19 protein-coding genes and 1 tRNA gene are annotated in these 23,687 nt (G+C 71.4%); 4 read left to right on the forward strand and 16 right to left on the reverse strand.

What is annotated here, in order from left to right; genetic code table 11:
• Positions 1-38: 38 nt before the first annotated feature.
• The 12 genes from fusA to ACFI33_RS07315 all read right to left on the reverse strand — a co-directional run bounded on the left by fusA (position 39) and on the right by ACFI33_RS07315 (position 15,263).
• Entirely contained in the window at positions 39-2,153 is a 2,115-nt protein-coding gene (fusA, locus tag ACFI33_RS07260) for an elongation factor G (RefSeq protein ID WP_127434968.1), read from the reverse strand.
• A 117-nt stretch (positions 2,154-2,270) separates the two neighbouring features.
• Entirely contained in the window at positions 2,271-2,741 is a 471-nt protein-coding gene (gene rpsG / locus ACFI33_RS07265) for a 30S ribosomal protein S7 (RefSeq protein ID WP_010080379.1), read from the reverse strand.
• Entirely contained in the window at positions 2,741-3,115 is a 375-nt protein-coding gene (rpsL, locus tag ACFI33_RS07270) for a 30S ribosomal protein S12 (RefSeq protein WP_002854787.1), read from the reverse strand. The genes rpsG and rpsL overlap by 1 nt, the downstream gene beginning before the upstream one ends.
• Positions 3,116-3,424: 309 nt before the next feature.
• Positions 3,425-7,321, reverse strand: coding sequence for a DNA-directed RNA polymerase subunit beta' (locus ACFI33_RS07275; RefSeq protein WP_127434970.1), 3,897 nt, complete (start codon positions 7,319-7,321; stop codon positions 3,425-3,427).
• 83 nt (positions 7,322-7,404) lie between these two features.
• Entirely contained in the window at positions 7,405-10,911 is a 3,507-nt protein-coding gene (rpoB, locus tag ACFI33_RS07280) for a DNA-directed RNA polymerase subunit beta (protein WP_036337930.1), read from the reverse strand.
• 285 nt (positions 10,912-11,196) lie between these two features.
• Positions 11,197-11,583 (reverse strand): 50S ribosomal protein L7/L12, encoded by a 387-nt coding sequence (gene rplL / locus ACFI33_RS07285; RefSeq protein ID WP_002854784.1) that lies wholly within the window; start codon positions 11,581-11,583, stop codon positions 11,197-11,199.
• A gap of 70 nt (positions 11,584-11,653) precedes the next feature.
• Positions 11,654-12,175 carry a 50S ribosomal protein L10 gene (gene rplJ / locus ACFI33_RS07290; RefSeq protein WP_127434969.1) on the reverse strand — a complete coding sequence of 174 codons (522 nt, stop codon included), beginning with the start codon at positions 12,173-12,175 and terminating at the stop codon, positions 11,654-11,656.
• Positions 12,176-12,519: 344 nt separating this feature from the next.
• Positions 12,520-13,227: a 50S ribosomal protein L1 gene (gene rplA / locus ACFI33_RS07295; protein ID WP_036337924.1), complete on the reverse strand. Its 708-nt coding sequence runs from the start codon at positions 13,225-13,227 to the stop codon at positions 12,520-12,522.
• Positions 13,228-13,304: 77 nt separating this feature from the next.
• Entirely contained in the window at positions 13,305-13,736 is a 432-nt protein-coding gene (gene rplK, locus ACFI33_RS07300) for a 50S ribosomal protein L11 (RefSeq protein ID WP_010080374.1), read from the reverse strand.
• Positions 13,737-13,868: 132 nt separating this feature from the next.
• Positions 13,869-14,753: a transcription termination/antitermination protein NusG gene (gene nusG, locus ACFI33_RS07305; RefSeq protein WP_036337921.1), complete on the reverse strand. Its 885-nt coding sequence runs from the start codon at positions 14,751-14,753 to the stop codon at positions 13,869-13,871.
• Positions 14,754-14,858: 105 nt separating this feature from the next.
• Complete coding sequence (gene secE / locus ACFI33_RS07310; protein ID WP_002854774.1) at positions 14,859-15,110, reverse strand: preprotein translocase subunit SecE; 252 nt, start codon at positions 15,108-15,110, stop codon at positions 14,859-14,861.
• An 80-nt stretch (positions 15,111-15,190) separates the two neighbouring features.
• Positions 15,191-15,263, reverse strand: a tRNA-Trp gene (locus ACFI33_RS07315).
• A gap of 173 nt (positions 15,264-15,436) precedes the next feature.
• On the opposite strand from ACFI33_RS07315, the gene ACFI33_RS07320 reads away from it, so the two are divergent.
• Positions 15,437-16,645 carry a pyridoxal phosphate-dependent aminotransferase gene (locus ACFI33_RS07320; protein WP_078025933.1) on the forward strand — a complete coding sequence of 403 codons (1,209 nt, stop codon included), beginning with the start codon at positions 15,437-15,439 and terminating at the stop codon, positions 16,643-16,645.
• Positions 16,646-16,692: 47 nt separating this feature from the next.
• Here the strand turns inward: ACFI33_RS07320 and ACFI33_RS07325 are convergent, their stop codons facing one another.
• Positions 16,693-17,391, reverse strand: a complete 699-nt coding sequence (locus ACFI33_RS07325; protein ID WP_095353621.1) for a LuxR C-terminal-related transcriptional regulator — start codon at positions 17,389-17,391, stop codon at positions 16,693-16,695.
• Positions 17,388-18,647, reverse strand: a complete 1,260-nt coding sequence (locus ACFI33_RS07330) for an ATP-binding protein (protein WP_036381519.1) — start codon at positions 18,645-18,647, stop codon at positions 17,388-17,390. Before ACFI33_RS07330 ends, ACFI33_RS07325 begins: the two co-directional genes overlap by 4 nt.
• 96 nt (positions 18,648-18,743) lie before the next feature.
• On the opposite strand from ACFI33_RS07330, the gene ACFI33_RS07335 reads away from it, so the two are divergent.
• The 3 genes from ACFI33_RS07335 (at position 18,744) to ACFI33_RS07345 (ending at position 21,677) form a co-directional block, all read left to right on the forward strand.
• On the forward strand, positions 18,744-19,808 hold the full coding sequence (locus ACFI33_RS07335) for a PspC domain-containing protein (RefSeq protein ID WP_036381516.1): 1,065 nt from the start codon (positions 18,744-18,746) through the stop codon (positions 19,806-19,808).
• Between the two features lie 88 nt (positions 19,809-19,896).
• Positions 19,897-20,928, forward strand: coding sequence for a 6-phosphofructokinase (locus ACFI33_RS07340; protein WP_036381514.1), 1,032 nt, complete (start codon positions 19,897-19,899; stop codon positions 20,926-20,928).
• On the forward strand, positions 20,925-21,677 hold the full coding sequence (locus tag ACFI33_RS07345) for a GNAT family N-acetyltransferase (protein WP_036381511.1): 753 nt from the start codon (positions 20,925-20,927) through the stop codon (positions 21,675-21,677). The genes ACFI33_RS07340 and ACFI33_RS07345 overlap by 4 nt, the downstream gene beginning before the upstream one ends.
• Before the next feature lie 13 nt (positions 21,678-21,690).
• On the opposite strand, the gene ygfZ is transcribed toward ACFI33_RS07345, so the two are convergent.
• Positions 21,691-22,887 (reverse strand): CAF17-like 4Fe-4S cluster assembly/insertion protein YgfZ, encoded by a 1,197-nt coding sequence (gene ygfZ / locus ACFI33_RS07350; protein ID WP_036381508.1) that lies wholly within the window; start codon positions 22,885-22,887, stop codon positions 21,691-21,693.
• Positions 22,884-23,564, reverse strand: coding sequence for a nitrobindin family protein (locus tag ACFI33_RS07355; protein ID WP_036317725.1), 681 nt, complete (start codon positions 23,562-23,564; stop codon positions 22,884-22,886). The genes ygfZ and ACFI33_RS07355 overlap by 4 nt, the downstream gene beginning before the upstream one ends.
• Positions 23,565-23,687 lie beyond the last annotated feature (123 nt).

Consider the following 23,687-nt stretch of genomic DNA (forward strand, 5'->3'; position numbering starts at 1 on the left):
CCCCCCGGGGCAGGTCGTTCAGAGCAGGTGACCTGCGGTCACTCGCCCTGGGACTTCTGGACGATCTCGTCCGCCACGGCCTTGGGGACCTCGGCGTAGGAGTGGAAGGTCATCGAGTACACCGCGCGACCCTGCGTCTTGGAGCGCAGGTCGCCGATGTAGCCGAACATCTCCGACAGCGGCACGAGGGCGTTGACCACCTTCACGCCGGTGGCGTCCTCCATGGACTGGATCTGGCCGCGGCGGGAGTTCAGGTCGCCGATGACGTCGCCCATGAACTCCTCGGGGGTGCGGACCTCCACGGCCATCAGCGGCTCGAGGATGATCGGGGTGGCCTTGCGGACACCCTCCTTGAAGGCCTGGGAGCCGGCGATCTTGAACGCCATCTCCGAGGAGTCGACGTCGTGGTACGCACCGTCGAGCAGGGTGGCCTTCACGCCGACCATCGGGTAGCCGGCCAGCACGCCGAACTTCATGGCGTCCTGGATGCCCGCGTCCACCGAGGGGATGTACTCGCGGGGCACGCGACCGCCGGTGACGGCGTTCTCGAACTCGTAGACCTCGCCCTCGGCGGTGTCCAGGGGCTCGAAGGACAGCTGCACCTTGGCGAACTGGCCGGAGCCGCCGGTCTGCTTCTTGTGCGTGTAGTCGACCTTGTCGACCTTGCGCTTGATGGTCTCGCGGTACGCGACCTGGGGCTTGCCCACGTTGGCCTCGACCTTGAACTCGCGCTTCATGCGGTCCACGAACACGTCCAGGTGGAGCTCGCCCATGCCGCCGATCTCGGTCTGACCGGTCTCCTCGTTGAGGTTCACGCGGAACGTGGGGTCCTCCGCGACGAGCTTCTGGATGGCGGTGGAGAGCTTCTCCTGGTCACCCTTGGTCTTCGGCTCGATGGCCACGGAGATCACGGGCTCCGGGAAGGTCATCGACTCGAGGATGATCGGGTTCGCGGGATCGCACAGGGTGTCGCCCGTGGTGGTGTCCTTGAGGCCGATCACGGCGTAGATGTGGCCGGCGACCACCTCGTCCACCGGGTTCTCCTTGTTGGCGTGCATCTGGAACAGCTTGCCGATGCGCTCCTTCTTGCCCTTGGTGGCGTTGAGGACCTGCGCACCGGACTCCAGGCGGCCGGAGTACACGCGGATGAAGGTCAGCGTGCCGAAGAAGGGGTGCGTGGCGATCTTGAAGGCGAGCGCCGAGAACGGCGCATCCTTCGACGGCTCGCGCTCCAGCACCACCTCCTCGTCGTTCACGGCGTGGCCCTTGACGGGGCCGGCGTCCAGCGGGTTCGGCAGGTAGGCGACCACGGCGTCCAGCATCGGCTGCACGCCACGGTTCTTGAACGCGGAGCCGCAGAACACCGGGTAGGCCTCGGCGTTCACGGTCAGCTGACGCGCGCCGGCCTGGATCTCCTCGACGGTGAGCTCCTCGCCCTCGAGGTACTTCTCCATGAGCTCCTCGGAGGTCTCGGCGACGGCCTCGACGAGCTCGTTGCGGTACTCCTCGGCCTTCTCCTGGAGCTCGGCGGGGATCTCGCGGGTCTCGTAGGAGGCGCCCATGGTGACGTCGCCCTTGGCGTCGCCCGGCCACACGAAGGCCTTCATGGAGATCAGGTCGACGACGCCCACGAAGTCGTTCTCGGCGCCGATCGGCAGCTGCATCACGAGCGGACGCGCGCCGAGGCGCTTCACGATCGTGTCGACGGTGAAGTAGAAGTCCGCGCCCAGCTTGTCCATCTTGTTGACGAAGCAGATGCGGGGGACGTCGTACTTGTCCGCCTGACGCCACACGGTCTCCGACTGGGGCTCCACGCCCTCCTTGCCGTCGAACACGGCGACGGCGCCGTCGAGCACGCGCAGCGAGCGCTCCACCTCGACCGTGAAGTCCACGTGGCCGGGGGTGTCGATGATGTTGATCTGGTGGTCGTTCCAGAAGCAGGTCACCGCGGCGGAGGTGATGGTGATGCCGCGCTCCTTCTCCTGCTCCATCCAGTCCGTCGTCGCGCCGCCGTCGTGGGTCTCGCCCAGCTTGTGGTTGACACCCGTGTAGAACAGGATGCGCTCGGTGGTGGTGGTCTTGCCGGCATCGATGTGGGCCATGATGCCGATGTTGCGGACCTTGTGCAGGTCAGTCAGCACGTCCTGTGCCACGGTGTCTCCCTTGGTCGGGTGGAATGGGGGGCTCGTGAGGTGGATGCGGTGGGTGGCCCGTCCGAGAGGACGCACCGGCGGCCCGAGGCGCGGATCGCGCGCCCCGGGCCACACGGATCACCAGCGGTAGTGGGCGAAGGCCTTGTTGGCCTCGGCCATCTTGTGGGTGTCCTCGCGACGCTTCACGGCACCGCCCAGGCCGTTCGAGGCGTCCAGGATCTCGTTCATCAGGCGCTCGGTCATGGTCTTCTCACGGCGGGCCTTGGAGAAGCCGACCAGCCAGCGCAGGGCCAGGGCCGTGGAGCGGCCCGGCTTGACCTCGACGGGCACCTGGTAGGTGGCGCCGCCGACGCGGCGGGAGCGCACCTCGAGGGCCGGCTTGATGTTGTCCATGGCCTTCTTGAGGGTGGCCACGGGATCGGCGCCGTTCTTGGCACGGGCGCCCTCGAGCGCGCCGTACACGATGCGCTCGGCGGTGGACTTCTTGCCGTCGACGAGCACCTTGTTGATCAGCTGCGTGACCAGCGGGGAGCCGTAGACGGGATCGACGACGAGGGGGCGCTTCGGCGCAGGACCCTTACGAGGCATTACTTCTTCTCCTTCTTGGCTCCGTAGCGGGAGCGGGCCTGGCCGCGGTTCTTCACGCCCTGGGTGTCGAGGGCGCCGCGCACGATCTTGTAGCGCACGCCGGGCAGGTCCTTCACACGACCGCCGCGGACGAGCACGATCGAGTGCTCCTGCAGGTTGTGGCCCTCGCCGGGGATGTAGGCGGTGACCTCGATGCCGCCGTTCAGGCGCACACGGGCGACCTTGCGCAGCGCCGAGTTCGGCTTCTTGGGCGTGGTGGTGTACACACGGGTGCACACGCCACGACGCATGGGGTTCCCCTGCAGCGCAGGGGCCTTCGTATTGACGACCTTGGGTGAGCGGCCCTTGCGGACCAGCTGCTGAATCGTAGGCACTCTTCAGCCTTCCTGTGTTTCGGTGATCGCTGACGTGATCGACCAGCGCCCGGGGCGCCGGCTGTTCGTTCCTCTGCTCTGCCTCTCCCTGGGGGCTCGCAACGAGCAGACGTCCGCAGGCGTGCAAAAGTGTGGCATCTGCCGCGCAATGACCCCGCGACCCGGACAGCGTCCAATTTGCCACACGAAAAACAATCCTTGACAGCATAGCACGCCCCGGCGCCATCGACGAGCCGGCCCCGCACGGCCAGGAGGCCCGCCCCTCCCCCGCGTGAGCGGCGGAGCGGCGGGCCCCCTGGGGGACACGGATCAGGCGCGGAAGTCGCCCCCGCGGCCGTAGTCGTCGAGCGAGACGGCGTGGAAGTCGTTCTCGCCGAGCGACTGGTCCAGGCCCGGGTAGTCGAAGTCCGCGAAGCCGGCCGGCGAGGCGAACAGGTTGGCCTTCGCCTCCTCCGTCGGCTCCACGACGGTCTTCGTGTAGCGGTCCAGGCCCGTGCCGGCCGGGATCAGCTTGCCGATGATCACGTTCTCCTTCAGGCCCAGCAGCGGGTCGGACTTGCCCTCCATGGCCGCCTGCGTCAGGACGCGGGTCGTCTCCTGGAAGGACGCGGCCGACAGCCACGAGTCCGTGGCCAGCGAGGCCTTCGTGATGCCCATCAGCTCGTCGCGGCCGGAGGCCGGCTGGCGGCCCTCGGCGACGGCGGCGCGGTTGGCGGCCACGAAGCGCGCCCGGTCCGTGAGCTCGCCCGGCAGCAGGTCGGTGTCACCGGACTCGATGACGGTGATGCGACGCAGCATCTGCCGGACGATGACCTCCACGTGCTTGTCGTGGATGCCCACGCCCTGGGACTGGTACACGTTCTGCACCTCGTCCACGAGGAACCGCTGTGCGGCCCGCGGGCCGAGCACGCGCAGGACCTGCTTCGGGTCCACGGCGCCGGCCACGAGCTGCGTGCCCACCGGCACGTGCTCGCCGTCGGCCACGAGGATGCGCGCACGGCGCAGCACCGGGTAGGCGATCTCCTCGGAGCCGTCGTCCGGGGTGAGCAGCAGGCGCACGGACGTCTCGGTGTCCTCGATGGTCACGCGGCCGGCGACCTCGGAGATCGGGGCCACGCCCTTCGGGGTGCGGGCCTCGAAGAGCTCCTGGATGCGGGGCAGACCCTGCGTGATGTCGTCGGCCGAGGCCACACCGCCGGTGTGGAACGTGCGCATGGTGAGCTGGGTGCCCGGCTCACCGATCGACTGGGCCGCGATGATGCCGACGGCCTCGCCGATGTCCACCAGCTGGCCGGTGGCCATGGAGCGGCCGTAGCACTTCGCGCAGGTGCCCACGGCGGACTCGCAGGTCAGGACCGAACGGACCTTGATCTCCGTGACGCCTGCGGCCACCAGCTCGCCGATCAGCACGTCGCCCACGTCGGCGCCGGCCGAGGCCAGCACCGTGCCGTCCTCGCCCGTGACGTCCTGGGCCAGCGTGCGGGCGAAGGCCGAGTTCTCGACCTGCTCGTGGGCCACCAGCTCGCCGTCGGCGTTCGGCGCGGCGATCGTCACGGACAGGCCGCGCTCGGTGCCGCAGTCGTCCTCGCGGACGATGACGTCCTGGGACACATCGACGAGACGACGGGTCAGGTAGCCCGAGTTCGCGGTCTTCAGCGCGGTGTCCGCGAGGCCCTTGCGGGCGCCGTGGGTGGCGGAGAAGTACTCGAGCACGGACAGGCCCTCGCGGTACGAGGACTTGATCGGACGCGGGATGATCTCACCCTTCGGGTTGGCCACCAGGCCGCGGATGCCCGCGATCTGGCGCACCTGGAGCCAGTTGCCTCGCGCACCGGAGGACACCATGCGGTTGATGGTGTTGAGCTCCGGCAGGCCGTCCTTCATGGCCGCGGCGACCTCGTCGGTGGCCTTGTTCCAGATGTCGATCAGCTCGGAGCGACGCTCATCGTCCGCGATCAGGCCCTTGTCGTACTGCTGCTGCACGCGCTGGGCCTGCTCCTCGTAGCCCTCCATGATGGCGGCCTTGTCGAAGTCGGAGGTGATGTCCGAGATCGCCACGGTCACACCCGACCAGGTGCCCCAGTGGAAGCCGGCGTCCTTGAGGTTGTCCAGCGTCTGCGCGGTGACGACCATCGGGTAGCGCTCGGCCAGGTCGTTGACCAGCTGACCGAGGGTGCCCTTGGTCGCCTGCTTGTCCAGCCACGGGTAGTCGTCCGGCAGCAGCTCGTTGAACAGCACCTTGCCCAGGGTGGTCTCGATGAGGGCGATCTCGCCCTCGGACCAGCCCTCGGGGGCCGGCACAGCCGCCGAGGGCACGAAGCCCTCGACGCCGATCCGTGCGGGCGCGTTCAGGTGCAGGTCGCCGCCGTCGAACGCCATGATGGCCTCGCCGACGGTCGCGTACAGGTTGCCCGCGCCGACCTCGTCCGGACGCACCGTGGTGAGGTGGTTCAGGCCGATGATCATGTCCTGGGCCGGCACGGCGACCGCGCGGCCGTCCGAGGGCTTCAGGATGTTGTGGCTCGAGAGCATGAGCAGGCGCGCCTCGGCCTGGGCCTCCGGCGACAGGGGCAGGTGGACCGCCATCTGGTCGCCGTCGAAGTCCGCGTTGAACGCGGAGCAGACCAGCGGGTGCAGCTGCAGGGCCTTGCCCTCCACGAGCTGCGGCTCGAAGGCCTGGATGCCCAGACGGTGCAGGGTGGGGGCGCGGTTCAACAGGACCGGGTGCTCGGTGATGACCTCCTCGAGCACGTCCCAGACCTGCGGACGGAAGCGCTCCACCATGCGCTTGGCGGACTTGATGTTCTGCGCGTGGTTCAGGTCCACGAGACGCTTCATCACGAACGGCTTGAACAGCTCCAGCGCCATCTGCTTGGGCAGGCCGCACTGGTGCAGCTTGAGCTGGGGACCCACCACGATGACCGAGCGGCCCGAGTAGTCCACGCGCTTGCCGAGCAGGTTCTGACGGAACCGGCCCTGCTTGCCCTTGAGCATGTCGGAGAGCGACTTGAGCGGGCGGTTGCCCGGGCCGGTCACCGGCCGGCCGCGGCGGCCGTTGTCGAACAGCGAGTCCACGGCCTCCTGCAGCATGCGCTTCTCGTTGTTGACGATGATCTCGGGCGCGCCGAGGTCGAGCAGCCGCTTCAGGCGGTTGTTGCGGTTGATCACGCGACGGTACAGGTCGTTGAGGTCGGAGGTCGCGAAGCGGCCGCCGTCCAGCTGCACCATCGGACGCAGCTCCGGCGGGATCACCGGGACGGCGTCCAGGACCATGCCCTCCGGCGAGTTGTCCGTGGTCAGGAACGCGTTGACGACCTTCAGACGCTTCAGGGCGCGGGTCTTGCGCTGGCCCTTGCCCGTCTTGATGGTCTCACGCAGCATCTCGGACTCGGCCTCGAGGTCGAAGGTCTGCAGGCGACGCTGGATCGCCTCCGCGCCCATCGCGCCCTCGAAGTACTGGCCGTACTTGTCCCGCATGGCGCGGTACAGGCCCTCGTCGCCCTCGAGGTCGGCGACCTTGAGGTTCTTGAAGCGGTCCCAGACCTGCTGCTTGCGGTCCAGCTCCGCGTCCGCGCGCTTGCGGATCTGCGCCATGGTCTTGTCCGCGGCGTCGCGGGCCTTCTTCTTCTCGGCGGCCTTGGCGCCCTCGGACTCCAGCTTGGCCAGGTCCTTCTCGAGGTCGGCGGCCACCGCGGCGATGTCGGAGTCGCGCTGGTCGGCCAGGACACGGGTCTCCTGGTCGTACTCGGCCTGGAGGTTGGCCAGGTCGCGGTGCCGCGCCTCCTCGTCCACCGAGGTGATCATGTAGGCCGCGAAGTAGATGACCTTCTCGAGGTCCTTCGGCGCCAGGTCCAGCAGGTAGCCCAGGCGCGAGGGCACGCCCTTGAAGTACCAGATGTGGGTGACCGGCGCGGCCAGCTCGATGTGGCCCATGCGGTCGCGGCGCACCTTCGAGCGGGTCACCTCGACGCCGCAGCGCTCACAGATGATGCCCTTGAAGCGCACGCGCTTGTACTTGCCGCACGCGCACTCCCAGTCACGGGTGGGGCCGAAGATCTTCTCGCAGAAGAGTCCGTCCTTCTCCGGCTTCAGGGTGCGGTAGTTGATGGTCTCCGGCTTCTTGACCTCGCCGTAGGACCAGCGGCGGATGTCCTCCGCCGTGGCCAGGCCGATGCGCATCAGGCCGAAAGAGTTGTCAGTGGACATGCTGTTCACGCTCATGCTCCGGTGAACTCCCTTGGTTCAGTGGTTCTCAGGTGACGTCTTGTGGATGCGGGATCGGGCCCGGCTCAGACTTCCTCCACCGAGCTCGGCTCGGCGTGGGAGAGGTCGATGCCCAGCTCCTCGGCGGCGCGGTAGACCTCGTCCTCCGCGTCGCGCATCTCGATGGCCTGGCCGTCGGCGGAGAGGACCTCCACGTTCAGGCAGAGGGACTGCATCTCCTTGATGAGCACCTTGAAGGACTCGGGAACACCCGGCTCCGGGATGTTCTCGCCCTTGACGATGGCCTCGTAGACCTTCACGCGGCCGTGGATGTCGTCCGACTTGATGGTCAGCAGCTCCTGGAGGGTGAACGCCGCGCCGTACGCCTCGAGCGCCCACACCTCCATCTCGCCGAAGCGCTGGCCGCCGAACTGGGCCTTACCGCCCAGCGGCTGCTGCGTGATCATCGAGTACGGGCCCGTGGAACGGGCGTGGATCTTGTCGTCCACCAGGTGGTGCAGCTTGAGCATGTACATGTAGCCCACGGACACCGGGTCCGGGAACGGCTCGCCGGTGCGGCCGTCGAACAGCTGCGCCTTGCCGCTGTCGCTCATGAGACGGTCGCCGTCACGGGTCACGTTCACGTGGCCGAGCAGGCCCGTGATCTCGTACGCCTCGGCGCCGTCGAACACCGGGGTGGCCACGTTGACCGGACCGGACTGCCGCGGGAAGTTCGGCAGGTCCTTGATCCACTCCGGCTCGCCCTGGATGTCCCAGCCTCGCGAGGCGGCCCAGCCCAGGTGCAGCTCCATGACCTGGCCGAGGTTCATGCGGCCGGGGACGCCGAGCGGGTTCAGCACGATGTCCACCGGGGTGCCGTCCGCCAGGAACGGCATGTCCTCGAGCGGCAGGATCTTCGAGATGACGCCCTTGTTGCCGTGGCGGCCGGCCATCTTGTCGCCGTCGGTGATCTTGCGCTTCTGCGCCACGTAGACGCGCACCAGCTGGTTCACGCCCGGGGGCAGGTCGTCGTCCTCGTCGCGGTCGAAGATGCGCACGCCGATGACGGTGCCGGACTCGCCGTGCGGCACCTTCAGGGACGTGTCGCGGACCTCGCGGGACTTCTCGCCGAAGATCGCGCGCAGCAGGCGCTCCTCCGGGGTCAGCTCGGTCTCGCCCTTCGGGGTCACGCGGCCGACCAGGATGTCGCCGGCCTCCACCTCCGCGCCGATGTGGATGATGCCGCGCTCGTCGAGCTGCGACAGCACCTCCTCGGACACGTTGGGGATGTCGCGCGTGATCTCCTCCGCGCCCAGCTTGGTGTCGCGGGCGTCGACCTCGTGCTCCTCGATGTGGATCGAGGTGAGGACGTCCTCCGAGACCATGCGCTGGGACAGGATGATCGCGTCCTCGTAGTTCAGGCCCTCCCAGGGCATGAACGCGACGAGGAGGTTCTTGCCGAGCGCGAGCTCGCCGTTGTCCGTGGCGGGACCGTCGGCGATGATGCTCAGCGGCTCCACCCGCTCGCCCTCGGACACGCGCACCCGCTGGTTGTAGGCGTTGCCCTGGTTCGAGCGGGCGAACTTCATGATCGGGTAGTGCGTGGTGGTGCCGTCGTCGTTCATGACGGTCACCAGGTCCGCGGCCACCTCGGTCACGACGCCGCCCTGGGTGGCCGTCACGGAGTCGCCCGCGTCCACGGCCACGTACTTCTCCATGCCGGTGCCCACGTAGGGGGCCTCGGAGCGGAGCAGCGGCACGGCCTGACGCTGCATGTTCGCGCCCATGAGCGCGCGGTTGGCGTCGTCGTGCTCGAGGAACGGGATGAGGGCGGTGGCCGCCGACACCATCTGGCGCGGGGACACGTCCATGTAGTCGATCTCGTCCACGGTCGAGAGCACGGGCTCGCCGTCGCCGCCGCGCTGGCGGCAGAGCACGAGCTCCTCCTCGAACCGGCCGTCCTCGTCCACCGGGGCGTTCGCCTGGGCGATCTGGAAGGCCAGCTCGTCGTCGGCGGTCAGGTAGTCCACGGTGTCCGTGACCCGGCCGTCGACCACGCGGCGATACGGGGTCTCGATGAAGCCGAAGGAGTTGATCCGGCCGAAGGTCGCCAGCGAACCGATGAGGCCGATGTTCGGGCCTTCCGGGGTCTCGATGGGGCACATGCGGCCGTAGTGCGACGGGTGGACGTCACGGACCTCCATGCCGGCACGGTCGCGGGACAGTCCACCCGGGCCGAGCGCGGACAGGCGGCGCTTGTGCGTCAGGCCGGCCAGCGGGTTGTTCTGGTCCATGAACTGGGACAGCTGCGAGGTGCCGAAGAACTCCTTGATCGCCGCCACCACGGGGCGGATGTTGATCAGGGTCTGCGGGGTGATCGCCTCGACGTCCTGGGTGGTCATGCGCTCACGCACGACGCGCTCCATGCGGGACAGGCCGGTGCGGATCTGGTTCTCGATCAGCTCGCCCACCGCGCGGATGCGACGGTTGCCGAAGTGGTCGATGTCGTCGATCTCCACGCGCACGTCCACCGGCTCGCCGTCGCGCGTGCCCTTGATGGCGGTCTCGCCGGCGTGCAGCGCGGCGATGAAGTGCACCATCTGGACGATGTCGTCCTCGGTGAGCACGGACGCGTTGGGGTCGCCGAGGTGCACGTCCACGCCGAGCTTGCGGTTGAGCTTGTAGCGGCCCACCTTGGCGAGGTCGTAGCGCTTCGGGGTGAAGTACAGGTTGTTCAGCAGCGCCTGCGCGGCGTCGACGGCGGCCGGCTCGCCCGGGCGCAGCTTGCGGTAGATGTCGAGCAGGGCCTCGTCCTGGTCCGCGGTGCCGTCCTTCTCGAGGGTGGCGCGAATGGAGTCGTAGTGCCCGAACTCCTCCAGGATGCGGGACTCGGTCCAGCCCATGGCCTTGAGCAGCACCGTCACGGGCTGCTTGCGCTTGCGGTCGAGGCGGACGCCGACCTGGTCGCGCTTGTCCACCTCGAGCTCGAACCAGGCGCCGCGCGAGGGGATGATCTTCGCCGAGAAGATCTCCTTGTCGGAGGTCTTGTCCGGAGTGCGCTCGAAGTAGGCGCCCGGGGAGCGGACCAGCTGGGAGACGACGACGCGCTCGGTGCCGTTGATGATGAACGTGCCGTTGCGGGTCATCAGCGGGAAGTCGCCCATGAAGACGGTCTGCTGCTTGATCTCGCCGGTCGTGTTGTTCATGAACTCGGCCTTGACGTACAGCGGGGCGGAGAAGGTCGCGTCGCGATCCTTGCACTCCTCCTCCGTCATCTTCGCGTCGGCGAACTCCGGCTCGGCGAAGGACAGGGACATGGTGCCCTGGAAGTCCTCGATCGGGGAGATCTCCTCGAAGATGTCCGTCAGTCCCGAGGTGACGGGCACGGAGTGGTCGTCGGCGGCCAGGGCGGCGTCGACGCGCGTGGCCCACCGCTCATTGCCGATCAGGCGGTCGAACGACTCGGTCTGCAGCGCCAGCAGGTCCGGCACGTCCAGCGGCTCGGAGATCTTGGCGAAGGAGACGCGTCCGGCGGAGGCGCCGGATCGCGGGGAGACGGTAGCGGTTTCGTTGGAGGTGCTCGAGGCGACCACGTAGGATCCTTCCACAGGCCTTCTGGGTTCCGTTCGCTCCCCTGCCGCGAGACGGCGGCGCCGGCCCACCGCTATATGAAGGCCGTGCGGAACCGTGCGAGCCACGGCGGGACGCGGGGTCCTGTGGGCAGCACGGAACAGGGGAGATGCAAAGATCCATCCTATCCCCGCCCGTCGCCCCTGTCCAGTCGCGGATGCGTGACCTGGAACGCCACGAGGCCCCCGGTCCGCAGTGCGGGTCCGGGGGCCTCGTGAGGAAGCGTGATGCGGCTCAGGCCGCGATCATCACTTGAGGGTGACGGTGGCGCCGGCGCCCTCGAGCTGCTCCTTGGCCTTCTCGGCGGCCTCCTTGTTGACGCCCTCGAGGACGGGCTTGGGGGCGCCGTCCACCAGGTCCTTGGCCTCCTTCAGGCCGAGGGAGGTGAGGGCGCGCACCTCCTTGATGACGCCGATCTTCTTGTCGCCGGCGGCCTCGAGGATGACGTCGAACTCGTCCTTCTCCTCGGCGGCGGCCTCGGCACCACCGGCGGCACCGCCGGCGGCGGCCACGGCCACGGGGGCGGCGGCGGTGACGTCGAACTTCTCCTCGAACGCCTTGATGAACTCGGACAGCTCGATGAGGGTCAGCTCCTCGAACGCGGCGAGCAGCTCTTCGGTGGTCAGCTTGGCCATGATGGCTCCTTTACGGGTACGTCTTGACTACGTTGTGAAGTGGTGGGCCGTGCAGCCCGGGGCGGGCTGCTCAGGCAGCCTCGCCCTGCGCGGCGCGCAGCGCCTCGACCGTGCGGACGGTCTTGGACAGCGGCGCCTGGAACAGGGCGGCAGCCTTGGACATGCTGCCCTTCATCGCGCCGGCGAACTTGGCCAGCAGCACCTCGCGGGACTCGAGGTCCGCGAGCTGCTTGATGCCGGCCTCGTCCAGGGGCTGGCCATCCATGTAGCCGCCCTTGAGCACGAGCTTCTCGTGATCCTTGGCAAAGTCACGCAGGGCCTTCGCGACGTTGACCGGGTCCCCGGTCACGAACGCGATCGCGGTGGGACCGGACAGGTGAGCCTCGAGGCCCTCCAGACCGGCGTCCTTGGCCGCGATCTCGGCCAGCGTGTTCTTCGCCACGGCGTAGGTCGCGTCCTGACGGATGGAGTCACGCAGCTGCTTGAGCTCCGCCACCGTCAGGCCACGGTATTCCGTCAGAACAGCGGCGCTGGACTCACGGAACAGGTCCGTGAGCTCAGCCACCGCCGACTCCTTCGCGGACGTCGCCATGGCACTCCTCTCGATGATGCGTGGGAACCGCCACCCCGAGACGAGAAAACGCCCCGTGCAGATGCACGGGGCGCGGCGGGAGCATCGACGCGGTCGGACCCGAAGGGTCGACGAGCGGATGCGAGCGTGGCTCACGTTCACCTGCGCGGGCCGTCTCCGTCAGGGAGATCCTTCGGTGGAGTCTGCCCGGAGGCAGGGCACCACGACCGGCGGTCTTCGGTACGCACCAGCGTACACGTCCGGGGCGGGCCCGCAAAATCGACCCGGGACGACGTCGGCCGGTCGTCCCCGCTGCGGGGACGACCGGCCGACGTCGTGGGCCCCGGTCGCCGGGGCCGCGTGGCTCAGAGCTCCGAGGAGTCCACCGAGGTCACGTTCGGGTCCATGGGCACGCCCGGGCCGAAGGTGGTGGCCACGGTGGCCTTGGAGATGTAGCGGCCCTTGGAGGAAGACGGCTTCAGACGCAGGACCTCCTCGAGGGCTGCGGCGTAGTTCTCCACCAGGGCCTTGGCCTCGAAGGAGGTCTTGCCGATGATGAAGTGCAGGTTGGAGTGCTTGTCGACGCGGAAGTCGATCTTGCCGCCCTTGATGTCGGCCACGGCCTTGGCCACGTCCGGGGTCACGGTGCCGGTCTTGGGGTTCGGCATCAGGTTGCGGGGGCCGAGCACCTTGCCCAGACGACCGACCTTGCCCATGAGCTCCGGGGAGGCCACGGCGGCGTCGAAGTCCACCCAGCCCTCGGAGATCCGGGCGATCAGGTCGTCGTCACCCACGACGTCCGCGCCGGCGGCGCGGGCGGCCTCGGCGCGGTCACCGGTGGCGAACACGACGACGCGGGCGGTCTTGCCGGTGCCGTGGGGCAGGCTCACGGAGCCGCGGACCATCTGGTCGGCCTTGCGGGGGTCGACCGAGAGGCGGAGGGCCACCTCCACGGTGGCGTCGATCTTGGAGGGGTTGGTCTCCTTGGCGAGGCGGATCGCCTCCACCGGCGAGTACAGATCCTCGCCGATCGCGGCCTTGGCCGCCTTGTATGCCTTGCTGCGCTGTGCCATCTGCGTTCTTCTCCTTGTGCAGTCGTGGTCTGCGGGCCGCGCTCGGCCCTGCCACTGGAAGGGGGTGGGGGTGGGCGTCAGCCCTCGACGGTGATGCCCATCGAGCGGGCGGTGCCCGCGATGATCTTGGCGGCGGCCTGCACGTCGTTGGCGTTCAGGTCCTCCATCTTGGTCTGGGCGATCTCCTCGCACTGGGCCTGGGTCAGCGTGCCGACCTTGGCCGTGTGCGGGGTGGCGGAGCCCTTGGCGACGCCGGCGGCCTTCTTGATGAGCTCGGCGGCCGGCGGAGTCTTGGTCACGAAGGTGAACGAGCGGTCCTCGTACACGGTGATCTCGACCGGGACCACGTTGCCGCGCTGCGACTCGGTGGCGGCGTTGTACGCCTTGCAGAACTCCATGATGTTCACGCCGTGCTGGCCCAGGGCGGGGCCAATGGGCGGGGCCGGGTTGGCGGCGCCGGCCTGGATCTGAAGCTTGATCAGACCGGTGACCTTCTTCTTGGGAGCCATGAGTGGATCCTTCTCTCACTGGGGGACCCTCGGCGCAGGAGCGCACCGGGGGCGGTGGCCGCCGTGGCGCGGCGGCCGGTGCCGCGTCCGGGCCGGCAGGCGGCCGGCCCGGTGCGGAAGCGTCGGGTGTCCTCAGATGGCCTTGGTCACCTGGTTGAAGGACAGCGTCACGGGGGTCTCGCGCTCGAAGATCGAGACGAGCACCACGAGCTGCTGGGCTTCCGGCTTGATCTCGGAGATCGTGGCCGGGAGGGTCTCGAACGGGCCGTCGTTGACGGTGACCGACTCGCCGACCTCGAAGTCCACGTGGATCGCAGGGGCGGCGGGCGCACCGGACTCGACCAAGGCGGGGACGGCCAGGCCGGCCTTCTCGGCGGCGCGGGCGGCCTCCTGGATCACGGACGGGGCGAGCATGTCGTACACCTCGTCCAGGCTGAGCGGCTGCGGGTGGTGGGCGTCGTTGCCCACGAAGCCCGTGACGCCCGGGGTGTGCCGCACGACGCCCCACGAGGCGTCGTCGAGGTCCATGCGGACGAGCACGTAGCCCGGGATGCGCACGCGCGAGACGATCTTGCGCGTGGTGTTCTTGATCTCCACGACCTCCTCCATGGGGACCTCGATCTCGTAGATCGAGTCCTCCATGTCCTGGGTCAGGATGCGGGCCTCGAGGTTCGTCTTCACGCGCTTCTCGTAGCCGGCGTAGGTGTGGACGACGTACCAGTCGCCGGGCTGGCGGCGCAGGCGGGTGCGCAGCTCCTCGGCGGGGTCCACGGCGGGCTCGTCGTCGGCCTGCTCCTCGACGGGGGTCGGCGCGTCCTCGCCCTCGGCGACGGCCAGGTCGGCCTCCTGCACGGTGGCCTCGGCGGTCTCGTCACCGCTGCCGGCGGCCTCGTCCAGGGCGTCCTCGACGGGCGTCCCGGCGTCCTGCGCGGTCTCGGCGGTCTCCTCGGCCACGGCGTCCTCCGACATCGGGACGGACTCCTCGGCGGGCTGACGATCCAGTTCCTGCTCGGACACGGTTCCTGCTTTCTGCTGACGGACGGCGGGCCCTGCCGTCGGGGAGGGCCCTCACGGGCGTGCGGGGGGACGCGTCCTGCGATGTCGGGACCGTCCGCGCCGGGCTCAGAGGCCGCCGGCGCCGAACAGGAGACCCGCCACGGTGCCGAACACCCAGTCCAGCCCCATGACCAGCAGGATCATGAACGCCACGAAGGCGAGCACCACTCCGGTCGTACGCAGCAGCTCCTCGCTCGTGGGGGTGACGACCTTGCGGAGCTCGTCCACCACCTGGCGCAGGAACAGCGCGATCCGCGCGAACAGCCCGCGACGCTGCCTGCTCGGCGTGGGGGTGGGTCCCCCGCCGTTCGCCGCCATCTCAGTCACGTGGCCTCACTCGTCGGATCGCCGAATCGCTTTCTACACGTCCGATGCCGAGCACGAGGCCCGGCATCGAGCAGGGCAGACAGGACTCGAACCTGCAACCTGCGGTTTTGGAGACCGCTGCGCTACCAATTGCGCCACTACCCTTCGGACCGACGGAGCCGGCCGAACCCTCGCGGGATCGACCGTGAACGCGGTACCGGAGACCCAGGATACGCCATCGGGCGGCGGGAGTCGAACGGGTCCCGGGCAGTCAGTACCCTGGCAGGACGGAGCCCCGCTCCGCCCCGCCCTCCCCGTCGAGCTCGAAGAAGGTCCCCATGGCCGCGCCCGCCCGCCGCGTCTCCGCCCGTCTGTCCGCCATCGCGCCCTCCGCCACCCTCGCCGTCGACGCCCGCGCCAAGGAGCTCAAGGCCGCCGGGCGCCCGGTGATCGGCTTCGGCGCCGGCGAGCCCGACTTCCCCACCCCGGACTACATCGTGGAGGCCGCCGTCGCCGCGGCCCGGGACCCGAAGAACCACCGCTACTCCCCCGCCTCCGGCCTGCCCGAGCTGCGCGAGGCGATCGCGGACAAGACGCTGCGCGACTCCGGCGTATCCCTCGAGGCCGCCCAGGTGCTGGTGACCAACGGCGGGAAGCAGGCCGTGTACAACGCCTTCGCCGCGCTGCTGGACCCGCAGGACGAGGTGCTCGTCCCCGCCCCCTACTGGACCACCTACCCCGAGGCGATCCGCCTGGCCGGCGGCGTGCCGGTGGAGGTGTTCGCCGGCCCCGAGCAGGGCTACAAGGTCACCGTGGACCAGCTCGACGAGTCCGTCACGGACCGCACCAAGGTGCTCCTGTTCGTCTCCCCCTCCAACCCCACCGGCGCCGTGTACTCCCCCGAGGAGACGGCGGCGATCGGCCAGTGGGCACGGGAGCGGGGGCTGTGGGTGGTCACCGACGAGATCTACGAGCACCTGACCTACGACGGCATGCCGTTCACCTCGATCGTCCGCGCCGTGCCCGAGCTGGCGGAGCAGTCCGTGATCCTCAACGGCGTCGCCAAGACCTACGCGATGACGGGCTGGCGCGTCGGCTGGATGGCCGGTCCGCTGGACGTGGTCAAGGCCGCCACGAACCTGCAGTCCCACGCCACCTCGAACGTGGCCAACGTGTCGCAGCGGGCCGCGCTGGCCGCCATCGCCGGCCCGTTGGACGCCGTGGCGGAGATGAAGACGGCGTTCGACCGCCGGCGCCGGGCCATGGTCGAAGCCATGGACGCCGTGCCGGGCTTCCACTGTCCCACCCCGCAGGGTGCGTTCTACGCGTACGTGGACGTGCGGGAGGCGCTCGCGAAGACCTACCGCGGCGGCGTCACCCCCGCGACGTCGGCCGAGCTGGCCGCCTTCATCCTCGACGAGGCGGAGGTCGCCGTGGTCCCGGGCGAGGCGTTCGGCCCGTCCGGCTATCTGCGACTGTCCTACGCGCTGGGCGATGCGGACCTCGCCGAGGGCGTCGAGCGCATCCGCGCCCTGCTCAGCGCCTGAGCCGCACACCCCACCCCTGAGCCCCGCGACGCCGCGTGCCGCGGGGCTCAGGCGTATCCGCGGCGCGCGGCCCAGCGGGTCAGCTCGTGGCGGTTGGAGAGCTGGAGCTTGCGCAGCACGGAGGACACATGGGTCTCGACCGTGCGGTCCGAGATGAACAGCTCCGCCCCGGCCTCCCGGTAGGTGTAGCCGCGGGCGATCAGCCGCATGACCTCCCGCTCCCGTGCCGAGAGCCGGTCGAGGTCCTCGTCGGGGGCCGCAGCCCCGCTCGTCGCCGCGGCGGGGACGGGCGGGGACGCGGGCGCCGTGCCGCGGAAGGCGTCGAGGACGAACCCGGCCAGTCGGGGCGAGAACACGGCATCGCCGTCGGCCACGCGGACCGCCGCGTCCGCCACCTCCACGCCGGAGGCCGTCTTGGTGATGTAGCCGCGGGCCCCCGCACGGATCACGGCGACGACGTCCTCGGCCGCGTCCGAGACGGACAGTGCCAGGAACCGCTGCGCGGGTCGGCGCGCGAGGACGCGTTCGGCCACCTCCGCTCCCCCGCCGCCGGCCCCGCCGGGCAGGTGCACGTCCAGCAGCACCACATCCGGCACCAGGTCCAGCACGGTGCGGACGGCCTCGTCCACGTCCCCGGCCTCGCCGACGATGGCCAGTCGGTCCGGGTCCAGGTCGGCGCGCAGGCCGGAGCGGAAGATCGCGTGGTCGTCCACGATGACGGCCGTGCGCGGGGCGGGGTCGGTCATGGGTGCTCCTGTCCGGCGCGCGCTCGCGCTCCCTCGGGCTCGGTCAGCGTCAGGTGGACCTCGGTGCCGCCCGGGCCGGACCGGATGCGGGCGGCCCCGCCGGCACGCTCCATGCGGCCGAGGATCGACTCCCGCACGCCGAGCCGGTCGGCCGGGACCGTGTGCAGGTCGAAGCCGGGGCCACGGTCCCGGACGAACACCTCCGCGACGGTGCGGCCATGGTCGTCCTCACCGGCCTCCGCGAAGACCTGCGCGTCGCCGGCGTGCCGGGCCGCGTTCTGCATGGCCTCGCGTGCCGCGGCCGCGAGCGGCTCGAGCCACGCCCCGGCGGCCCGGCCCACGGCCACGACCTCCACCCGGGACCCGTGTGCGTCCTCGACGGCGGCGGCGTGCTCTTCGAGCGCCTCCGCCAGGGAGCGCGGGCCGCCACGGGAGTCCAGGGCGAGGAACTGACGCAGCTCACGCTCCTGGGCGCGGGCCACCCGGGCCACCGCGTCTGCGTCATGGGCGCGCCGCTGGATGAGGGCGAGGGACTGCAGCACCGAGTCGTGCAGGTGCGCCGCGATCTCGGCGCGCTGGACCTGCACCGCGAACGCGGTCCGCTCCGCGTCGCGTCGGCGCAGCCAGGCCAGGACGTAGGGCATGGCCACCAGCGCCGCGCCGGCGAGCATCGCGACGGCGGCCAGCAGGGCCCGCCACAGCTCGCCCGAGCTCACGGCGCCCAGGACGATGGCCAGCACCGCCAGCAGCACGAGGGCCGTGCCGAGCACGAGGCGGACCAGTCGTCCGCTCCGCCCGGCCCGGGGCCCGCCCGCCAGGTCGAGCTGCATCCAGGCCAGGCCGAGGCCGATCACGAGGACGGCCACCGGGCCCACGAGCGCCCAGTCGACGGCGAGGCCGAGGCCGTCCGCGACGGTCAGCACGCCCACGCCGAGCACCACGGCGGCCAGCAGGACCGGCCAGCCGCCCTCGCGCACCCGCTCGAGCACCTCGGGGGCGCGACCACGCAGGGTGGGGGCGTCGGCGGCGGGAGCGCCGTCCGGGCCCTCCTCCGGCATGAGCAGCCAGAGCCACACGTACAGGGCCAGGCCCGCGCCGCCCATCAGGCTCAGCAGCGCCAGGGCCGCGCGGACACGGCCGACGGGCACCCCGAGATGCCGGGCGAGCCCCGCGGCGACGCCGGACACCGGGCGGTCGGCCCCGTGCCGCATCAACGGCGGACGTGGGGCCTGCGCGGGCGCGGACGGGGTGGGCATGCCCCCATCCTGCCGCGTCGGACGGGGTGACACATCCGGGGAGGATTCCGGGAGTTCCCGGATGGGCGGGGGCCGCGGGCGGACGAGGATGGAGACATGACGAGCACACACGACCCGTTCACCGGCCCCGGCCCCCACGTCGCCCCCGACGGAGCCACTGCGGGCGAGACCGGCCCCGACGGACTGGACGCCCTGCCGGGCTGGTTGCGCCGCGCCGTCCTGGGCTGGGGCGTGCGCCGCTCGCCGGCCTCGTGGGTCGGCGGGGTGCTCGGCGGCGTGGCCGAGCGCTACCGCATCGACCCGCTGCTCGCCCGCGGCGTGTTCGTCGCCGTATGCATGGTCTCCGCGGGCCTGGGCCTGCTGGCCTACGCGGCCGCCTGGGCCGTCCTCCCCGACGCCGACGGACGCGTGCAGTTCGGCCGCCTGCGCCGCGGGGAGTGGCAGGACGCCACCGTGGCCATCGGCGTGATCGGGGCGATCGGCGCCCTCAACCTGCTGCTCGGCGCCGGGTTCACCCTCATCGCCCCAGCCGTGGGCGGCCCCGGCTCCCTCGTGGGCCTGGGCGCGCTGGCCGTGCTCGTCTGGTGGCTCGTGACCCGTTGGGACGGCCGGGCGCAGGCCCGCGTGGCCCCGGGCCGGGCCCCCGACGCCGACCAGCCCACCCACGCCGTGCCGCGCCCGGCCTGGTACGTCGGCGGAGGCCCGGGCGAGCGGGCAGCCGAGGTCGCCGACCCGCACGGCTTCCGCCCCGAATGGATCGACCCCGCGACCGGCGCGTGGCGCGAGCCCGTCCACTCTCGCGAGCGGCGGGCCGCGGCGCGTCTGGCCGACGAGGCCCCGCGGGCGGCCACCGCCCCGACCGGCTCGGGGTCCGCAGCCACGGCCGCGAAGCCGCGCCTCGGGCCGATCGCGCAGGCCGCCACCTACGTCGGGGCCGTCCTCGCCGCGCTCGCCGCCCTCGGGATCAGCCTGCTGCTCGGCGTCGGTCCGACCCCCACGCTGCTGGCCGTGCCGATGCTCGTGGCCGCGCTCGCGGTGATCGCCCCCGTCATGCTGGGCACTCTGCTCAGCGGCCGTCGTCCCGGCACCCTCGGCCCGGCGAGCGGCATCCTCGTGGGTGCGACGGCCCTCCAGGTCGCCGTCCTCGTGGCCCTCGGCTGACCCGCCGCCCGTCGCCCGTCCCCTGACGCGACGCGGCGGGCACGCCTAGGGTAGTGCCGACCCCCACGAGAACGCCCGAGAGGACCCCATGCGCGTCGGAATGCTCACCTCCGGAGGCGACTGCCCCGGCCTGAACGCCGTCATCCGCTCCGCCGTCCTGCACGGCATCAAGTCGTACGACATGGAGATGGTGGGCATCCGCAACGGATGGTCCGGCCTGATCGAGAAGGACGTCGAGGACCTGCCCCGCTCCCGCGTGCGCGGCCTGGCCCGCACCGGCGGCACCATCCTCGGCACCTCGCGCACGCACCCCTACGACGCGGAGGGCGGCGGCCCGGAGAACATGCTCCGCAACCTGCGCGAGCTGGACATTGACGCCGTCATCGCCATCGGCGGCGAGGGCACCCTGGCCGGCGCGAACCGCCTGGCCGCGGACGGGCTGCCGATCGTGGGCGTGCCCAAGACGATCGACAACGACCTGCAGGGCACCGACTACACGTTCGGCTTCGACACGGCCGTGCAGATCGCCACGGACGCCATGGACCGGCTGCGCACCACGGGTGAGTCCCACCACCGGTGCATGGTCGCCGAGGTCATGGGCCGCCACGTCGGCTGGATCGCCCTGCACTCGGGCATGGCCGCCGGCGCCCACGCGATCCTCATCCCCGAGGTCCGCACCCCCATGTCCCAGGTCGCCGAATGGGTGCAGCAGGTCCACGACCGCGGTCGCTCCCCGCTGGTCGTGGTGGCGGAGGGCTTCATCCCCGAGGGCCACGACGACCCGCTGGCCGAGGCCGGCGTCGAAGCGTCCGGCCGGCCGCGTCTGGGCGGCATCGGCGAGTGGGTGACCCGCGAGATCGAGGAGATGACGGGCATCGAGACGCGCAGCACCATCCTGGGCCACATCCAGCGCGGCGGCGCCCCCACCGCCACGGACCGCGTGCTCTCCACGCGCTTCGGCATGGGCGCCGTCGACCTCGTCGCCCAGCGCCGCTGGGGACAGATGGTGGCGGCCAACGGCACGGAGATCATCTCCATCCCCATGAGCGCCGCCCTCAAGGGCCTCAAGAAGGTGCCGGTCTCCCGCTACGAGGAGGCGAAGATCCTGTTCGGCCGATGAGACCTGACCACCCCGCCGTCGGCGTGCTGGCCCTCGGGCTGGCGCGTCGGCTCGGCCTGCCCGACACCGCGCTCCTACCCGACGACGCCCCCACGGCGGGCGCCGAGCCGCGCCGCCTCGAGGTGGCCCGGCAGGGCGTGGCCGCGGCAGAGGTGCTGGCCCTGCCCTGGGCCACCGTCGTGGCGGGGCCGGCGTGGTTCACGCGTGCCTGCCGCGGCGTGCCCGCCGAGGCGCTGGGCGTGGAGTCGGCCCTGCTGCGGACGGCGGTGCGGGCGGCCACCGGGGAGGCCGTGCGCTCGCGCGGCGAGTTCACGCTCTACGCGGCCGAGGAACCGCCGCCGGTCGACCCCTCGCGCACCGTCGCCGTGTCCCACGACCCCGCCCACGTCCACGCCGTGGCCGCGCGGGCCCCCGCGGACGACGTGGCCGAGGCGGGTGTCCTCTCCTGGGAGTCCTTGGCCGCGCTCGTTCCCGACGACGGCGCGGGACGGGCGATCGAGGCCCCGGTGGCGGCGGCGGGGTATCACGTGACGGGCGGCGTGCTGGCCTCGCTGGGCACCCTCACCCCACCGTCACTGCGCGGTCGTGGGCTCGGCCGCTACGCGGTGGCCGTGGCGATGGACCGGGCGGCGCTGGAGGGGCTGCTGCCGTTCGCCGAGGTGCCGGCGGGCCACACGGCCGCGCACCACGTGGCGATCGCCGTCGGGCTGGAGGCGGCGGGCACGCGGACCGTGCTCGCGCTGGAGTGAGCGGGCGGGTCGGTCAGCGCAGGCGGCCCACGCCACGCGGTCGGCCGAGGACCTGCCCGGCGTCCGGGGACACGAGCGGCTCCTGGCTCGCGGCGATCCAGCCGCCCTCGGCGACACCGTCCTCGCCGGGAGCGTCCTCGCGGGCCAGCAGCTCGGCGTCCACGGGCACGGTGCGCTTGAGCAGCGCCAGGGCGACGGCGCCCGCCTCATGGTGCTGGGCTGCGGCGGTGACCGTCCCCACCGGACGGGCGGCGGCGCGGGCCTCGGGCGTGTCCTCGGCCGGCCGGAGGATCACGGGGGCACCGTGCTCGGGGAGCGTGTGGACGGAGCCGTCCAGGAGCAGGCGGGTGAGGCGGCGGGGCGGGCGGCCCAGGTTGTGCACGCGCGCCACGGTCTCCTGACCGCGGTAGCAGCCCTTGTCGAGGTGCACGGCGGTGCGCAGCAGGTCCAGCTCGTGCGGGATCGCGCGATCGTCCACGTCGAGGGCCCGGCGGGGGCGGCCGGCCTCGATGCGCAGCGCCTCGGCCGCCGTCGTGCCCGCCAGGGACCAGCCCGCGAGCGCGCCCGTGCCGAGTGCGCGGACGGTGGCCTCGAGGTCGGCCCGGGTGACGAGGTACTCGCGCCAGGCCCAGTCCGCCCCCGGGTGGGCCTCGGGATCCGGATCGGCCGTGTAGGCCCAGCCGCCCGCCCCGACGCGGGGCCACGGGTCCAGCCACACGGTGCGGTCCTCCCAGCCGGGCACGGGCGCGGTGGCACCCACGACGGCGACCGCAGCGGTGTGGTCCCGCAGCGTGACGTCGTGGGAGAAGCGCATCGAGGTGAGCCACGCGGCCAGGCCCGGGCCGTCCTCGCGGTCCGTGACGAGCCAGGCCGCGGCGCCGTCCTCGAGGAGGTGGGCGGCGTGCTCGATCCGCCCCTGCACGTCGAGGAAGAGGATCTCGGTGCTCGTGCCGGGGGGCAGCGTCTCGACGTGCTGCGTGCCGAGCGTGTGCAGCCAGCTCAGCCGGTCCGGGCCGGACACGGAGAGCACGGCGCGGTGGGAGAGGTCGACCAGGGCGCGGCCCCGGGCGAGGGCGCGCTGCTCGGGCAGGGGACGACCGTAGTGCGCGGCGACGCCGCCGTCCGGGCCGCGGCCCTCGACGGCGCCGCCGGCCGGCCCCTGCGGCTCGGCCACGGCCAGGTCCAGCAGCGGGCTGCGGGAGGCCGTCACGACTGCTCCCCGTGCTTCCGCCCGCCGGCGCCGCGAGGACGCTCGGCCCCCGGGGCGAGCCGACCCTCGGCCGCGCTCGGCATGCGGTCCAGGATGGCGGAGGCGTGCGCCTGGAGCTCGGCACCCGCGGCGTCCGCGACGTCCCAGCGCCAGAACAGCTGCCCGTTCACGAGACCGGCCATGCGTGTGGCCCGGTGGTACGGCCCGGCGGCGGAGCCGCGCAGGATCGCGTCCGTGGCCAACTGCAGCTGCGGGCCCTTGATGCGGCCGTAGTACAGCTCGGCCAGCGAGCCCGGATGCGTGATGGTGGCGGTCAGGCCGAAGCCCTGGTCGCCGGCGCGCAGCCCCTCGACGTCCTCGGCGGAGCGGAACGCGGGGACGATGTCCGCCGGGCGCATGCCGGGGCCGACGTCGCCGTCGCGCCGCTCCCGGTCCACCTGCCAGAAGCCGGACTCCACGGTCAGCGGACGCAGCAGCGTGCCGTCCGCCTCGCACAGCCATGATTCCGCGCGGTACTCCACGAACGGCAGACCGTGCTCGGTGAAGTCCACCCGCTGGTAGAAGATCTCAGTGTCGGCGGAGCCGTCGCCGAGGCGGCCCTGGCCCTCCCAGCTGCCGATGAGCCAGGACAGGGGGGCGAGCTCTGGGGTGAGGTCGTACGGGAGTTCAGTCGCCATGGCAGATCACGGCGCGGCCCGCCAGCGGGCCGCGCGTCCTCAGCGCTGGCCCTTGAAGAGGCCGTTGATGACGACCGCGGCGACGGCGGCCATGCCCAGGCCGGCCAGGACCACGAGGGCCAG

The organism is Micrococcus sp. PSi08 (genome assembly GCF_054960655.1).

What these genes read in the sequence shown, in the direction of transcription:
- rpsG (WP_010080379.1), bottom strand. Translation starts at nt 2,741, where the DNA reads ATGCCTCGTAAGGGTCCTGCGCCGAAGCGCCCCCTCGTCGTCGATCCC.
- ACFI33_RS07275 (WP_127434970.1), bottom strand. Translation starts at nt 7,321, where the DNA reads ATGTCCACTGACAACTCTTTCGGCCTGATGCGCATCGGCCTGGCCACG.
- rplL (WP_002854784.1), bottom strand. Translation starts at nt 11,583, where the DNA reads ATGGCCAAGCTGACCACCGAAGAGCTGCTCGCCGCGTTCGAGGAGCTG.
- rplJ (WP_127434969.1), bottom strand. Translation starts at nt 12,175, where the DNA reads ATGGCGACGTCCGCGAAGGAGTCGGCGGTGGCTGAGCTCACGGACCTG.
- rplA (WP_036337924.1), bottom strand. Translation starts at nt 13,227, where the DNA reads ATGGCACAGCGCAGCAAGGCATACAAGGCGGCCAAGGCCGCGATCGGC.
- rplK (WP_010080374.1), bottom strand. Translation starts at nt 13,736, where the DNA reads ATGGCTCCCAAGAAGAAGGTCACCGGTCTGATCAAGCTTCAGATCCAG.
- secE (WP_002854774.1), bottom strand. Translation starts at nt 15,110, where the DNA reads ATGGCGGCGAACGGCGGGGGACCCACCCCCACGCCGAGCAGGCAGCGT.
- ACFI33_RS07320 (WP_078025933.1), top strand. Translation starts at nt 15,437, where the DNA reads ATGGCCGCGCCCGCCCGCCGCGTCTCCGCCCGTCTGTCCGCCATCGCG.
- ACFI33_RS07325 (WP_095353621.1), bottom strand. Translation starts at nt 17,391, where the DNA reads ATGACCGACCCCGCCCCGCGCACGGCCGTCATCGTGGACGACCACGCG.
- ACFI33_RS07330 (WP_036381519.1), bottom strand. Translation starts at nt 18,647, where the DNA reads ATGCCCACCCCGTCCGCGCCCGCGCAGGCCCCACGTCCGCCGTTGATG.
- ACFI33_RS07335 (WP_036381516.1), top strand. Translation starts at nt 18,744, where the DNA reads ATGACGAGCACACACGACCCGTTCACCGGCCCCGGCCCCCACGTCGCC.
- ACFI33_RS07340 (WP_036381514.1), top strand. Translation starts at nt 19,897, where the DNA reads ATGCGCGTCGGAATGCTCACCTCCGGAGGCGACTGCCCCGGCCTGAAC.
- ACFI33_RS07345 (WP_036381511.1), top strand. Translation starts at nt 20,925, where the DNA reads ATGAGACCTGACCACCCCGCCGTCGGCGTGCTGGCCCTCGGGCTGGCG.
- ACFI33_RS07355 (WP_036317725.1), bottom strand. Translation starts at nt 23,564, where the DNA reads ATGGCGACTGAACTCCCGTACGACCTCACCCCAGAGCTCGCCCCCCTG.